15 protein-coding genes, 1 pseudogene and 1 riboswitch are annotated in these 14,558 nt (G+C 45.5%); of the genes and pseudogenes, 4 read left to right on the top strand and 12 right to left on the bottom strand.

All coding sequences use genetic code 11. The features are described from left to right. Nucleotides 1-29: 29 nt before the first annotated feature. Nucleotides 30-1,925, bottom strand: coding sequence for a glycoside hydrolase family 3 protein (locus V1501_RS09915; protein ID WP_409292954.1), 1,896 nt, complete (start codon nt 1,923-1,925; stop codon nt 30-32). A gap of 355 nt (nt 1,926-2,280) precedes the next feature. Between V1501_RS09915 and V1501_RS09910 the strand changes: the two genes are divergently transcribed. Further along, nucleotides 2,281-2,676: a VOC family protein gene (locus V1501_RS09910; RefSeq protein WP_409292952.1), complete on the top strand. Its 396-nt coding sequence runs from the start codon at nt 2,281-2,283 to the stop codon at nt 2,674-2,676. A gap of 62 nt (nt 2,677-2,738) precedes the next feature. Here the strand turns inward: V1501_RS09910 and V1501_RS09905 are convergent, their stop codons facing one another. Next, entirely contained in the window at nt 2,739-2,924 is a 186-nt protein-coding gene (locus V1501_RS09905; protein ID WP_409292951.1) for a hypothetical protein, read from the bottom strand. Between the two features lie 183 nt (nt 2,925-3,107). On the opposite strand from V1501_RS09905, the gene V1501_RS09900 reads away from it, so the two are divergent. Continuing rightward, nucleotides 3,108-3,593 (top strand): DinB family protein, encoded by a 486-nt coding sequence (locus V1501_RS09900; RefSeq protein WP_409292949.1) that lies wholly within the window; start codon nt 3,108-3,110, stop codon nt 3,591-3,593. Nucleotides 3,594-3,916: 323 nt separating this feature from the next. Here the strand turns inward: V1501_RS09900 and V1501_RS09895 are convergent, their stop codons facing one another. From V1501_RS09895 to V1501_RS09860, 8 genes and pseudogenes are all read right to left on the bottom strand, one after another. Next, nucleotides 3,917-4,201, bottom strand: coding sequence for a hypothetical protein (locus V1501_RS09895; RefSeq protein WP_409292947.1), 285 nt, complete (start codon nt 4,199-4,201; stop codon nt 3,917-3,919). Between the two features lie 232 nt (nt 4,202-4,433). Then, nucleotides 4,434-4,866, bottom strand: a pseudogene (locus V1501_RS09890) (NUDIX hydrolase). A 38-nt stretch (nt 4,867-4,904) separates the two neighbouring features. Beyond that, nucleotides 4,905-6,044, bottom strand: a complete 1,140-nt coding sequence (locus V1501_RS09885) for an acyltransferase family protein (protein WP_409292945.1) — start codon at nt 6,042-6,044, stop codon at nt 4,905-4,907. Nucleotides 6,045-6,427: 383 nt separating this feature from the next. Then, the gene (gene cbiB, locus V1501_RS09880; protein WP_409293313.1) at nt 6,428-7,387 is read right to left on the bottom strand and encodes an adenosylcobinamide-phosphate synthase CbiB; all 960 of its coding nucleotides are present in this window, start codon (nt 7,385-7,387) and stop codon (nt 6,428-6,430) included. An 8-nt stretch (nt 7,388-7,395) separates the two neighbouring features. Beyond that, a complete protein-coding gene (locus tag V1501_RS09875) occupies nt 7,396-8,091 on the bottom strand; it encodes an adenosylcobinamide amidohydrolase (RefSeq protein WP_409292944.1) in 696 nt (231 codons plus the stop codon). 4 nt (nt 8,092-8,095) lie between these two features. After that, entirely contained in the window at nt 8,096-9,187 is a 1,092-nt protein-coding gene (gene cobD / locus V1501_RS09870; RefSeq protein WP_409293311.1) for a threonine-phosphate decarboxylase CobD, read from the bottom strand. Between the two features lie 4 nt (nt 9,188-9,191). Beyond that, complete coding sequence (locus V1501_RS09865) at nt 9,192-10,715, bottom strand: cobyric acid synthase (protein WP_409292942.1); 1,524 nt, start codon at nt 10,713-10,715, stop codon at nt 9,192-9,194. Between the two features lie 160 nt (nt 10,716-10,875). Next, nucleotides 10,876-11,054: riboswitch (cobalamin riboswitch) on the bottom strand. 326 nt (nt 11,055-11,380) lie between these two features. Continuing rightward, nucleotides 11,381-11,680: a DUF2785 domain-containing protein gene (locus V1501_RS09860; protein WP_409292940.1), complete on the bottom strand. Its 300-nt coding sequence runs from the start codon at nt 11,678-11,680 to the stop codon at nt 11,381-11,383. A gap of 331 nt (nt 11,681-12,011) precedes the next feature. Here V1501_RS09860 and V1501_RS09855 point away from each other — a divergent pair, with 331 nt between their 5' ends. Then, nucleotides 12,012-12,425 carry a hypothetical protein gene (locus tag V1501_RS09855; RefSeq protein WP_409292939.1) on the top strand — a complete coding sequence of 138 codons (414 nt, stop codon included), beginning with the start codon at nt 12,012-12,014 and terminating at the stop codon, nt 12,423-12,425. 93 nt (nt 12,426-12,518) lie between these two features. Here the strand turns inward: V1501_RS09855 and V1501_RS09850 are convergent, their stop codons facing one another. Continuing rightward, nucleotides 12,519-13,124 (bottom strand): nitroreductase family protein, encoded by a 606-nt coding sequence (locus V1501_RS09850; RefSeq protein WP_409292937.1) that lies wholly within the window; start codon nt 13,122-13,124, stop codon nt 12,519-12,521. A 19-nt stretch (nt 13,125-13,143) separates the two neighbouring features. Then, nucleotides 13,144-13,989 carry a VOC family protein gene (locus V1501_RS09845; protein ID WP_409292935.1) on the bottom strand — a complete coding sequence of 282 codons (846 nt, stop codon included), beginning with the start codon at nt 13,987-13,989 and terminating at the stop codon, nt 13,144-13,146. A 146-nt stretch (nt 13,990-14,135) separates the two neighbouring features. Here V1501_RS09845 and V1501_RS09840 point away from each other — a divergent pair, with 146 nt between their 5' ends. Then, on the top strand, nt 14,136-14,450 hold the full coding sequence (locus V1501_RS09840) for a winged helix-turn-helix transcriptional regulator (RefSeq protein WP_409292933.1): 315 nt from the start codon (nt 14,136-14,138) through the stop codon (nt 14,448-14,450). The last annotated feature ends 108 nt before the right edge of the window (nt 14,451-14,558 follow it).

Raw genomic sequence — 14,558 nt, 5'->3', positions numbered from 1 at the left:
AACTCAGCCTGCTTTTGCTCCATTTAAGATTAATGCTTTTTGTGGCCCTGATAGGTTTTCAGGCCATATCCCTTTTTGAAAAGAGGGTGCCGTTTATCATGGCTGTTGATTTGTTCCATATTTCTCGGCCATGTGAAGGACAGCTTTCCTGTGAACGGATAGTCCCCGAAGAGTACGTCTGCCACTCCACTGCCTTCACTGCCAGGCAGCCAGGTGGCTACAAGGGCATCCATATCTTTCAGCTGTTCGGTCAGAATCATCGGCCGGCCGGATTGCAGGAGGACGACCATCGGCACACCGGAAGCTTTTACTTTTTTCATCAGGTCGATATCTTCCTGCAGAAGGCCAAGGTCATCACGGTCTCCGAACATTTCGGCATAAGGAGGCTCACCGATGACCACTACCGCCACGTCATGTCCTTTGGCTCCGGTACCGTCTGCGCTATAATCGACTTTTGTATTCCTGCCTGCTCCCTGCCGGATTCCTTCAAGGATCGTGGTGCCCGGAATCAGGTCTTTTTCAGGCTGTCCCATCCATTGCGGGGAACCTCCCTGCCAGCTGATGGTCCACCCGCCAGCCTGGTAGCCCATATTGTCGGCTTTTTTTCCGGCAACGAAAATTTTATTGTTATTCTTTTTAAGCGGCAGCAGGTGGTTTTCATTTTTTAGCAGAACCTGCGATTTCCTTACCGCTTCACGCGCTATGGCCCGGTTTTCCTTACCGCCGATTCCTTTTGCTGTTAAGCTGCGGTCAGAATATGGCTTTTCAAAAAGACCGTTTTCAAACTTCACCCTTAAAATTCGCCTTACTGCATCGTCAATCCGTTTCTTGGACACTTCGCCCGTACCAACAAGCTCTTTCGTCACAGAAAGGAATTGCTTCCAGTCATTAGGGATCATGAACAAATCGATTCCGGCATTCACACTGCGTTTAATAGAATCCCGGAAATCAGCCGGATTGATTTGCTGAGGTCCGTTATAGTCAGAGATTACAAATCCTGTGAAGCCCAGTTCTCCCTTTAAGACCTCTGTGATCAAATGATAATCTCCGTGAGTTTTCAGTCCGTTAATGCTGGAGTAAGTGACCATGACCGTCCTCGCTCCCGCCCGGATGGCTTCTTTATAAGGCTTAATATGCTTCCGGATTTCCTGCTCGCTGTATTCGGTCACATTGCCCTGATCATCTCCGCCTTCAGTGAGTCCATCACCGACAAAATGCTTGATGGACGAAACCACATGTTTTCCTTTCAGGAAGTCGCGGTCCCTCTTATTGCCCTGCAGACCTTCCACTAAGGCCGAACCCAGTCTGCCGGTGTCGCGCGGATCCTCACTATAGCCTTCATAAGTGCGTCCCCAGCGTATATTCTGCGGTGCGGCAAGGACAGGTGCAAACGTATAAGAAATGCCGGTAGCCCGTACTTCTTCAGCCGTTGCCTCTCCAATCCGTTTCATGAGCCGTAGATCATTGGCCGCTCCGAGGCCGATATTATGCGGAAAAATAGTAGCCCCATAAACATTGTTATGTCCATGTACGGCATCCACTCCGTAAATGATAGGGATCCCAAGGCGGGTCGACATGGCTCCTTCCTGGAAGTTATCAATCATATCCGCCCAGTCTGCCGGTGTATTCCCAGTCGCAGGAAGTGAACCGCCGCCGCTCAGGACAGAGCCGATTCCATAGGACTTAATGTCAGCGGCCGTGACCGCATTCCGTTCCGGCTGGACCATCTGGCCGATCTTTTCATCGAGCGTCATTCTCCCCAAAAGATCGTTCACCCTTGTTTCCACCGGCAGCCTGGAGTTTTTATAAGAAACTGAAGACTCCTTTGCGGTGGCGCTATAGGTTTGTCCTCCCAAGGCAGTTCCGGCCATTACCAGCAGTGTCATCCCAGTGATAAAAGAACGCTTCAAACTTCTCTTAATCAACCTGATTCCTCCCATATTCTTTTTTAATCAGCCTTTTCTGAGTCACGTGATATACGTCCAATCCTCCTTTTTAATTTTGATAACGCTTACAAACTGAGTATATAACAGTTAATTTCAACAAACCTACTCACAGGAATCAGAAATTCCATAATTGAGAAATAGTTACTAATCTTGTAAAATCCGCATAGGTCAAGGGTATGGTTTCCGGCCTGTCTTTTCTCTGAATTATTTAAAAATTTAGGCTTATTTACTCAAGATCTTTTTTATGAAAAATAGTGTGAATAGCTTTCCAGGATACATGCATTTATCTCTATGTCTCTGCTAAAATTAAAGTGTGCGAATAGGAGGTTATCTTATGTCAAAGGGTCTTATCCATCATATAGAATTAAATGTTTCAGATTTGAGGATTTCAACTGCCTTCTGGGGCTGGTTTTTAGAAGAATTGGGCTATAAGTTGTTTCAGGAATGGGAAAGCGGACAAAGCTGGAGAATCGGCGAAACATATATAGTCTTCGTTCAAACGGAAGACAGATTTATGGACATCCCCTACCACCGCTCCCGAACCGGTCTGAACCATCTGGCGTTCCATGCAGATTCACGCCGGCAGGTAGACGATATAACAAGAAAGCTAAGAGAAAAGGGCATTCCTATTCTTTATGAGGATAAACACCCCTTTGCGGGAGGAAATGAACACTACGCCGTCTTTTTTGAAGATCCAGACCGGCTTAAAGTGGAGCTTGCTGCACCCTGATATAAGGGCGCAGCTGATCCTTGAACGCTGTCCGTGCCGGCTTGCCAGAAGTTTCTACATAATTAAAAAGCTCTGTCCAAGAATAAAGTTGACTCTATTAAATAATATTGTTGATGGTCATTATATAAATCAAGGTCTTCCCCATTTCCCTGGATGTACATTGCCTTCAAAAATTTGTCAACAAGTAAAACTTCATTGTTGTTTTCATCGTAATAACAAATTGACAATGCCGATTCAGCTTCTTCCACATTTACACCTCCAAATATTCTACAATCTCGCTTTCACCCGTTAATCAACACTCTAACTGTAATGTCGATAATCTTAACCTCTTATATGTTTGTCATTAGTATTTTAACAATCGGGCAGCTTAACGGAATAAAGGAGGAGAATTCAAAAGAGCCTCGAAATAGAAGGAAAGGAGTGTGGTTGAAATGTCCCATGCTAAAAATGTTTTGGCGGATCAATTTCTAGCAAATGCAAACGACGCTAGCTTTTACCTTCCGTTTTCGGAATCAGCAGCAAACTTGTCAGAGGAAGAAGCGTTTTGGAAGCCCAGCGATGAAAGTAACAGTATCGCTGAAATTATGCAGCATCTGCTCTATTGGAATGAGACATGGCAAAAGAGATTTGAAAAATCACATGTAAATGCTGTTGCGCCAATTGGTGATAATGATAAAAGCTTTATTGTTCCAGAAAATAAAAGTTTTGGTGACTTAAGAGAGTGCCTGCTGAAGGTTCTGCTTAGGTGGCAAGACCTGCTGACTGAAGAAAAGGCTGAAAGTGAAGTGAATGGTTTCCCGGCGCCTGCAAAGTGGTGGGAGATACTCGGGAATATTTGCACGCATAACGCCTACCATATTGGACAAATTGTTTACATTCGAAAACAATTACAAAAAGACTGGAAACCTAATATTTAATAAGAAAGTAAGACAACTTAAATTTCTTGTTCCACAAACGGGCGCATTTCTTTAGTAAAAGGCGCCTTTTTATGTCCCTGGCTCATTTAACGGTTGGATAGACAGAATCAATTTAAAAAACTGTCTTTAGGATTGCCTTCATTATAAGTGTAAAATAACAGGGTAATAGAATTTTTTAATACGGAAATTAAATAAATTGTTGTTTGGCATCCATAATGAACTGCTGCGGGTATACAGGAAGGTTAATGCTTATCAATGACCCTTATCAGTTAACATACCCTATTAAAAACAATACTAAAAAAACGAACTCACAAAGAGTCCGTTTAAGATGATTTGCCTTCCAATTTCATTTTATCCACATACTTTATCGCATCCAGCAAAGACAACCCTAGTGTATCTCTCACTCTTTTTACGGCTCTGACATCCTTCTTTTCACTCAGCAGCTGTATTAATTCGTGATCGACTGGACCCGCTGGCATATCAATTTGTTTAGAATTTTGGTCTAACGCGTATTTCAGCCTCATGACCCGGCCACTTAGTTTAATGACCTCAAAAAGTAAATATCCGACAGCAATTAGGATCAAGATTTCGACAAAATTAACTTCCACGAAAATCCCTCCCTGCAAAATGAAATATTTTGCTTTTTACTTCTAGTTCCTACTTTAGCAGAAAATGTAATATTTTCATACACTACTAAAACCCTATATTATGGACAAAGTTCCGCAGAGCCTTTATTCAAACAGGTTTTTTTCAAGAACAATTATATGTAATCCTTATTCATTTCTATATTTAGGAATGGTAGAAAAAATTTTCATAATCCGCTCCTGCAGAATATTTCGATCAGATCAAGCCTGGCAGCATAGCCTCAGCACGCCTGATGCTTTCCTTCGTCCATTCTGGAGCATTACTATTTTCCAGCACTTCTTTTGTGCTCATCCAGTAAATTGCGCCTACTTCCTGGGGACTTTTCCCGAAAGCTTCTCCGCTATGATACTCACATAGGAATACAGTATTTATCACCATGCTTCCATCATCAGCAACAAATGATGAGCTGTGCACATACTTCAATTCATCCTTAATATGTATTCCGACTTCTTCATATATTTCCCGCTTAACCGTTTCCTCGAGGATATCATAGGAAGTTCCAGCATCCTCAACTTTACCCCCCACCAGGGAGAGCGTTCCGGCTGCATGGTCCTCCTCTGCCCCCGCGTTTAATGATCAGCCACTTGCCATCTTTATTTAACGCGCCTTCTACATTCACTATAAACATGTCTTCTCTCCTCACAATTATAATACAAAATTTATAATTCAAATGATCCCTCTTACTGCCGGTATCTTCCTGATCAGCATGCTGAACAGGAAAGCGGCGGCAATAGTGAAAATGGATACTGCGACGAACTTCAGGAAAGGTGTCAGCGCTGCCCCGGCAAAACTATATTGGATTATGACAGCAATGGGAAGATGGAAGATATAGACCCCGAAGCTATTATCTGAGAGCACCTTTAAGAATGGATTGGATTTGTTCCAAATTCGTTTGAATAAATAAATGAGGCCGAAGCCCAGTCCAAAGCATAGGAAAGTTTCATACAGGCTATAGACTGCACTGCTGACAGCCATGCCCCCTGGCGACCATGGAACCGCATTTGTAAAATACCGGAGGGCTGCAAGGCAGACTCCAATTATCAGCCAGACAGCTCCAATTCTCTTATCCAATCGTTCAAACCAGTTATATTTGAAAGCGAGGATCCCCAGCAAAAAGAAAGAGGAGTATTGCGGCAAATGGGCGTATTCAACCTGGATAAAGCCCAGCAGGCCTTCCCAGTGGTCAATCCCATACTGAATTCTCACGGTGTATGTGATGGCCGAAACCAGGAGGGCGATAAGGACCAGCTTGCCATTTGTTAATCTGCTGAGATATTTCACCTCTGGTTCTCTCTTCGTAAGCTTTCTGATCAGGGCATACAGAATCGCATACACCAAAAGATGCTCAACGAACCAGAGATGTCCGAATTGCATATCGGGAAATACCGGTCCGCTCCACTTCTCAGGCTTTCCCCCCAAACCAAAATATACGGAATAATAATAATGAAAAAACGAGATAGATTCATAATCTCTAAAGTTTAAATAGTAAAAGTACATCAATAGGGGCATTATGACCAGAAAACCAAACAGCAGAGGAATACCAAGTCTTATAAACCGGTCAAGCAGAAAGGGTTTGACCCCTTTTTTCCTGAACGAGCCAGGCAGGAAGTAAGCAGAAACGAGGAAAAACAGGCTCATGAAAAAGCCTGCATTGATTGAAAAAAATCTCCCTAGATCCGTCTGCCCCTCTGAAATGAAATACGAGAAACCATTTGATCCGCCATAAGGCTGCCCCACATGATGGACAACCACCAATAGAGTCAGCATAACCTTCAGATTATCCAGAAAATATAACCGTTTTTTCACCAAAATCCCCACTCCCAGCCAACACTGTCTTTAGACCTAAATTAATTATAAGTTCAGGGCTGGCAGTGCTCAAGCAGATTTTGGTCAAAAATGGTAAACATATTTTAATCCATTCATTGATTTAGGAAACTAAGAACTGCAAGTGCTAAAAACCATGCAGGAATGGAAATTTAGTCTGTATAGGCATACTCTTAAAAGCCTTGTACCATTTTTGCATGATAAGAAATATTATAACAAAACTAATTCCACTATGCTGACGATGAAGACTGCCCATGAGAAAAGCTTGCTGATATAAGGGTCAAAAAAAATTGGTTCCATAAAACAGCATAACTAATACTGTTTGATAAAAAAACGTTTATGACAAATACTTCTCCTGCTTCGCTCTATAATAAACAGAAAAGAAGGACCGAGATGGGCACGACAGCGGCGAATAGGAATGCTGTCCACTTCATGACCGCTATTGTCGTCAGTATGTCCGCAGCTTCAATGAACCGTTTCGGATCTCCCAGGTGGGCCCGGTGAGATGGTTTGCCGAAATAATGGTTGGTGCCGCCGAGCTGGATATGAAGGGCTCCGGCGACGGCACTTTCAGGGTATCCGCTGTTCGGGCTGGGGTGCAGGCGGGCATCACGCTTCATGATCCTGGCTGCGTTTTTAGCATCCAGCTTTTTAAGGGCGAACACCAACAGCATAATCATAGCTGTCAGCCTTGCCGGTATGTAATTTAATACATCATCCAGTCTTGCGGATGCCCAGCCAAGCTTTATGTACTTGTCATTTTTATAGCCGACCATGGAATCCAGGGTATTGACGGCCCTGTAAAACATGGCAAGCGGCGCTCCGCCGATAAAGGCGAAAAAAAGCGGGGATATGATGGCATCGACAATATTTTCAGCCACCGTCTCAACCGCGCCCCTCGAGATTTCTGCTTCATCCAGATGGCCGGTATCACGCCCGACAATCATGCCTAGATTTTTCCTTGCCGTCTTTAGACCCCCGATCATGAGCGGGCGGTACACCTCCATGCCTGCATCTCCAAGACCCTTGACAGCGACCGTTGTCGAAATGATCCAGATTTCAGCGACAGCCGCAGCCCAGTAATGGAAGGCTCCCAGTAACTGGAGCAATCCATAAACGGCCGCATAGCTGCCTCCTGCAATTATGAGCGGCATAAAAGCTCCGCCAATCTTCAGGTATTTCTCAGAAATAAGGCGCCGGATCACCTGTTCCAGCCAGCTGATGCACTTTCCGATCAAGATGACAGGATGCGGCAGCGCTCTCGGATCACCAATCATCAAATCGGTGATAAAAGCAGCAAAAACCAATAAAGAACCTTGAAGCATAACAGCACTCACCCTCCATTCCTCACTGCCTCACAAACGGCATCATACACAAGGCAGCCGATGGTATTGCCGATTGAAGTTGCTGTCCCGGCATAAAGGTGGAGGGGACAAAACTCAGCCTGGGAAGCTGCTATGACAATGGAATCAGTCGTGGTTCCAGTCGCCGCAGCTCCGGTTTCTACCAAGATATTCGCATCCTGCATCGCAGCGGCCTTCGCCTCGGCTGCTGTCATGATAGCATTTACCATCGCTGATTGTGTCAGGCGGCCATCAATGAACAGGAAGGTGTTGATTGTTCCCGGCTGATAGGCAGGATAGGAGGGCCTCCTGATGCCGGCTCTTTCCCTGTTGCCGACTCCCGCTGTGACACAGCAGACTGCTTTGAATCCGTTCCCCGCTTCTTCCTTGATGGATGCCCAATGAATCCAGGCTGCCGTCTGCAGCCCGGCTGACTCTCCCCGAGGATACCCCCAGCTCTCGAGCTGCTGACCCATGGCAAGGAATGGATCATTGCAATCATAGTCTTTCGGAACCTGCCAGTTTACAAAATAATTCAGTTTCCGGAATCCGCCTCCAAATAAGGCCGAGCTGACTGTTTCAAGCGTTTGCTCTGAGTGGAACAGGAGATGATCCTCCTTTTTCAGCAGTGTCAGTTCCGGCCAGACACGTGATATATATCGGCTTTCTTTCTTAAAAGGCTGCACGTTTTTACTCCTTACTATTTTTATCTGATAGTTCTTTTAACGCCGAAAGCAGCATATCATTTTCCTCCTGAGTGCGGACCGCGATACGAAAGTGGTGGTCTGTCAAGCCAGGATACATGGCACAGGAACGGATAAGGATTCCCCTGCCCCCGAGCTCCTGCTGCAATGCCGGCGAAGTCATCTCCCCTTCGATCCTGACCAGGAGGAAGTTTGCTTCTCCGGGGTAAACTGTCCAGCCTAGTTTTCCCCTGATGAACCGCGATAGTTTTCTCCGCTCTCTTTTGATTAACGACAGGGTCCTCTTTTCATAGTTCTCTTCATCCAGGCAGACTTCTCCCGCTGCAAGCGCCAGGGCATTGACACTCCAGGTGACCTGCATGGCGCTGATTCTTGATGCAAGATCCGCCCCGGCCACCGCATAGCCTAAACGGAGTCCCGGAATGGCATAAAATTTTGTCATCGACCGGATCAAAATCACATGGGGGAAGCGGTCCAGTTCACTCAGCAGCGTATATTTCTCCATGCAGGGAAGAAAATCAATGAACGCTTCATCAATGACCAGATAAGTATTCTCCTGTTCAGCCTCGGCTGCAAGTATACGAAGCTCATTCTTTGTATAGAGAACCCCGGTCGGATTATTGGGCTGCCCAATAAAAACAAGTTCCGTATTCCTCATCAACTTCAATAGATCTTCCAGATCCGGCTTGTAGGATCGGCTGCTCCTGCCATTGCAGGCAGATACTTCTGCCCCGAACATGACAGCCAGCTTTTCATATTCCGAAAAGCATGGATAAACGACCCCGACCCTGGCCGGCTTAAGGGCCAGAAGCACCAAGGCCATGCATTCGGCTGCGCCATTTCCGATCACAATCTGCCGGGGAGAAACACCAAGCCGCCATGCAAGCTTGCCATTTAGCTTCCTTTTGGCCGGATCAGGATAATGGATGATATCCGGCAGCCGTTCTCTCAGAATGTCCATCAGACGGGGCGGCGGACCGAGCGGATTAATATTGGCGCTGAAATCGATGGGCTCCTTGATCCCAAATAAATTCCGTGCGGTTTCAAGATCCCCGCCATGGCCGTATTGCTCAAGCATTCTCTCAATCATGCAGTGCTGCCCCTTTCCCGGAGAATTGCTTCATTGCCTGTTCAATTCCGTTAAGGTCTGTATATTCCCTCACATGGGCGGCCAGGCGATCAAAGGACTCTTCCTGAAGTGCCCTGTATGCAATCCTGTTGGTTAAAGTCTCAAGACCTTTCCTTTCCCGAATCTTATTCAGCAGATCCCAGCGAAAGGAGTCATTATGGAAGATGCCATGGAAATATGTTCCCGCAGCCATTCTGTTACTGGTTATGAACCCGTCTGCACCGTCTTTCATAATGATCAGGGAATCGCCTTCCATTTCCTGTTCGGTCACACCCATATGGATTTCATAGCCCTTCACCGGGTGGAGGCTGCCTCCAAATGACAAAGTCCCCTCACTGAGTACGGTCTTTTTCTCTCTTGCAAGAAAGGTCTGAATTGGCAGAATCCCCAGCCCCTTTTCATATGAAAAAGGTGATTCCACCGCATACTCATCCGCTATAGCCCGACCCAGCATCTGATATCCGCCGCAGATCCCAAACACCAGGGAAGTGCCAGCTTCATAAAGGGATGTGACCGCTTCCGCCAGGCCCCTTTCTTTTATGTATCGCAGATCTTCAATTGTATTCTTGCTGCCGGGGAGCACAATCAAATCAGGACGGCCAAGCGCCGGGGCTGAATCCACATACCTCACGCAGCAGTCCCTTTCCGCCATCAGCGGGTCAATGTCTGTAAAATTAGAGATTCTCGGGTATTGTATGACGGCTATATCCAGCTCCCTACCCCTTTCATTCCGCCCTTTATACTGATTTAGAGCCAGTGAGTCCTCTGCATCTATATGAAGATCCTCCATATACGGAATTACGCCGAACACCTTTTTCCCCGTATATTCTTCAAACCAATCCAGCCCATCCTGAAGGAGGGAAACATCTCCCCGGAACTTGTTGATCATAACACCGATGACTCTGTCCCGGTCTTTTTCCTCCATGAGCTGAAGTGTCCCAACCAGGCTTGCGAAAACACCGCCCCTGTCGATATCTCCAATCAGGATGACCGGGGCGTCAGCCATCCGGGCTACCCGCATATTCACAAGCTCTCTGTCATTCAAATTGATTTCCGCAGGACTCCCGGCTCCCTCAATCACGAGCCGGTCAAAGCTCCGCGACAGCACATCCAGCGATTCCCGGATCAGGGACAGGCCCCTGTCAAAGAATTCCTGCCTGTAGGCACCAGCCTTCATATTTTTAAAAGGCTTCCCATGCACCACGATTTGTGATTCATACTCCCTGGTTGGTTTAATCAGAATGGGATTCATGAACGTATTGGCAGCAATCCCCGCCGCCTCGGCCTGCATTCCCTGGGCCCTGCCGATTTCCCTGCCATCGGCCGTAATATAAGAATTCAGCGCCATATTCTGAGATTTAAAAGGCGCAGTCCTGTACCCATCCTGGGCAAAAATCCGGCAGAAAGCCGCAGCAATCACACTTTTACCCACATCTGAACTTGTTCCCTGGAACATCAGCGGTACAGCTTTTGGCATCGTTTTCACTCCTGTCTTTACTTAGGTTCATATTTTTTCAGAGGCTGCACACAAAAAAACCGCCCCCTTAATCCAGGAGAGCAGTCATGAAAAGACGGGCCGTGCCTCAAATCTCGCACTTTTCGCATATATCGATCCATTTTCTCCATCCCCGAAGAAAAACCATTCATCCATGTAAGACAGGTCTCCTGGCTGGTGCTTCATCCTGATCAGGCCCTTCCCGTGCATGTTCACACAGTGGTCAGCCTGCTTCGTCCACACTTACAGTTGCGGGGGCAGCTTTCGATTTTTGCGAAATTCCCTATTAAGCCTTGCGGCGCCTTATATGGCAGCTATTTAATTTTTAGAACCTTTACACATCATCTATAGTAGCGTATCTATACCTTCTTATCAAACTAATAATCAGCCGCTCTGGTATTTATTATAGTGTCTTCTAAATACTGGCGGTTTCGATATTTCCCCTCCATTAAAGGAATTATTCTCCCAAAAGAATAGGCATCCCCACACTGGGATGCCTATTGCTAATTCCCCTAAATTATATGCCCTTCAGTCCGCCTGCTCCTCGTCCCGGTAATATGCTCATCAAGCTTTCTCTTATAATCCGCACACAATTCCGACTACCATCCAATATAGTCGTAAATAAAGAGAATCATGGGGACAGTACCCTATTTGCCTATTATTTCCCTGATCGATTTCTGAAGGGAGCCGTTTTCACTGCGGCCCTCCAATTTTATATAGAAGGTTTTCAGAAAGGCGGCACAGTTGAATTCCAGGAAGTAGTAATGCTCCGGCAAGAGCTCCTGCTTCCTCTCCCGCAGTCTTTCCGGAAGGCTCTGCAGCAGGGTTTCCACCTCCCCTTGGTCCAGACCCTCATCGAGCATCTGTAAAATCGGATTAAGGATCCGCTCATCTTCTTTATGGAGGTACACACTTTCCGAGGTAAAGACCTTTTTAATTCGGAACACACGCCCAAAAGGTCTTCATTCCATTTAACCTAGATGCTGTAAAACATTCATTTTAGCTCCCTGGCCCTGCCTCTGTATGAAGGTGTGGGTTCGCAACCCTTTAAAAAGCCATTTTACCCAGATGAAGGCAGAAAAACAGCGTACATAAGAATACTGTAGAACTGGATCAATGCCATACTGAAGATGGCGAACATTAAATAGTTTAAATCAATTATTATGATTACATATAGTATGTAATTGGGTATTCTCATTCACTTCGTACTGAGATCCAACCAGGATTAAATAGGAAATTGCCGAATATATTTATATGATTAATAATGGGGGTTCAAGAATGAAAAAAATCCTTATTCTTTTATCTGTATTAACTGTCTTTCTAGCTATTGCTGGATGTTCAATTGAAGTTCCTAAAGAGTATGATTTAAAGCAGCTTAATAGAGTTGATGTTCAAGTTTTTACAGGTGAGAACCCTGAAAAAGAAAAAATAATCATGGACGAAGAAAAGGTGAAAGCGTTAAGAGATTTATTTGCAAAAATAGAGTGGGAATATAATGTGAAGGCGCAAATGGATCGAAAAGAAGATATGAAGACCACTTTATTCTTCATGTCAGAAAAAAATATGCCAGAAAAATTAGTTGAATATCTTATATGGTTTGACGCTTCAGCGACGATCGTTAATAGAGAAAAGAACTCTTTAGGAAATTTAGACAATAAAGATGCTCAGAAACTTAAAGATATTCTGAAGTGAAATTTGAAAAAGAGCAGGAATGCCTGCTCTTTTTTGTGTCATTTTAAGTTGAAAGACGAATTCCTTGCTACCCTATGGGCAGCCCTTCTCCATTTATTTAAAAAACTTCACACGCTCTTCAAGCGGCTGGAATTCCTTCTCGCCGGCAGGAGCAGTCGGTTTTCCGAAAGGCATCTGGGCAATCAGCCTCCAGTTTTCAGGCAGATCCCATTCCTGTCTCACTTCATCATTGATCAAGGGATTGTAGTGCTGCAGGGATGCACCGAAGCCTTCGAGTTCGAGTGATGTCCAGATGTTATACTGCAGCATTCCGCTTGACTGCTGTGACCAGACAGGGAAATTGTCAGCATACAGCTCAAACTGTTTCTGGAATCCTTCCACGACATTCTGGTCTTCAAAGAAAAGAACGGTGCCATAGCCGCCCGCAAAGGATTTCATCTTATCCTCAGTCGAGCCGAAGTTTTCTGCAGGAACGATCTTTCTCAGCGTTTCCTTCGTAATGTCCCACAGCCTGGCATGGTTTTCACCAAGGAGGACTACTACACGCGCGCTCTGTGAGTTAAAGGCGGATGGAGTATATTTTACAGCGTGGTTGACGATCTCCTGAATTCTCTCATCTGATACCGGAGCCTCGCTGCTGATGCTGTAAATGGAACGCCTGTTTTCAATTGCTGAATAAAAATCGATCTTGTTTTCCATGTTCATTTCCTCCTTAAGATTAAACGATTAAATGGATTTTGTTGCTGGATGGGTCATGTGTAATATACATCTGCTCTTTCTTTTCTACAGAAGCTCCTAGATTTCTCAAGCGCTCCACGGCCTGCTCCAAAGCTTCAGTACCCGGGAAGATCAGCGTATACCAATTCAGCCCTGTACTGGTTTCTGCCGGAGCGGGCGCACCTTCTCCCGCCCATGTGTTCAGGCCGAGATGGTGATGATATTTCCCCGTGGAAACAAACAGCGCCTGGCTGCCCAGATGACTGACCGCCTCGAAGCCGAGGCCTTTTGTATAGAATTCTTCTGTTTCTTGAAGCTCCGCGACATGTAGATGCACATGTCCCATCACGGTGCCGGCAGGAAGCCCCTTCCACTCTCCCCTTGATTTCGAAAGAAGATCCTTAAAATCAAGAGGATCAACCGTCATCTGCACCTCGGTCCCCTGCCATGTCCATTCGCTTGGCGGCCGGTCCGCATAGATCTCGATTCCATTTCCATCCGGATCAGAAAAATAAAGCGCCTCGCTTACTAAATGGTCGGATGATCCGATTGGCAGTCCAATTTTGATAAAGTGATTAACAATATCGGCCAGATCGCTACGCTGTGGCAGGAGCAGGGCGAAGTGGTACAGGCCGGTCGTATGCCGATCCCTCGGTGTCACGTGTTCCGGACGCTCAAGGGACAGAAGCGGTGTTTTCCCGTCAGCCGAAAGTACGACCCTGCTATTCGAACGGTCTATTACTATAAACCCTATAACTTCTTCATAAAACCTGATTGCGAGATTTAAATCAGCGACTTTTAAATTTATTTCTCCAGGATATATATTAGGCTTTGCATGAAAGCTCATTGTATTCCCTCCATGTGATAAGTCTTACTTACTTTATGTAAGTAATTATATTTTAGTTATCAATTAACGTCAAGTAACTTTATTTTATTTAACAAACTGGTTATTTTTTATGCAACGTTATATAATGAAAAAAAGGAGTTGTCACCATGGATAAGTCCATCTGCCCAAGATTTGAAAAAGCCATCAGCATCCTCAGCCAGCGCTGGACAGGATTGATCATATATCAGCTGCTCTCCGGTCCCCAGAGATTCGGGACGATTGAAGCAGCCATCGGAGTCAGCGGGAGAGTCCTTTCTGAAAGACTGAAGGAGCTTGAGAATGAAGGAATTGTCAAAAGAGACGTGTATCCGGAAACACCGGTCCGGATAGAATATTCTCTCACAGAAAAAGGCAATTCATTCGCCCCCCTCATGAAGGAAATTGAAAAATGGTCCCAGCAGTGGCTGGAGGCACCACAATAAAAAGCCTTTTGTCTTCTGGACGAGTGGTATAAAACTGCATTCGAACCAGAATGCGGTTTTTATTTGTAGAGCTATGTTAAATAATATTGTTGATAAACGCACATAAAA

The sequence above is a fragment of the Paraperibacillus esterisolvens genome (genome assembly GCF_046237625.1).
In the GTDB taxonomy this organism is placed as follows: Bacteria; Bacillota; Bacilli; order Bacillales; family DSM-1321; genus Paraperibacillus; species Paraperibacillus esterisolvens.
The sequence above is the reverse complement of the archived record's forward strand: the minus strand, read 5'-3'. Positions and strand labels throughout refer to the sequence as shown.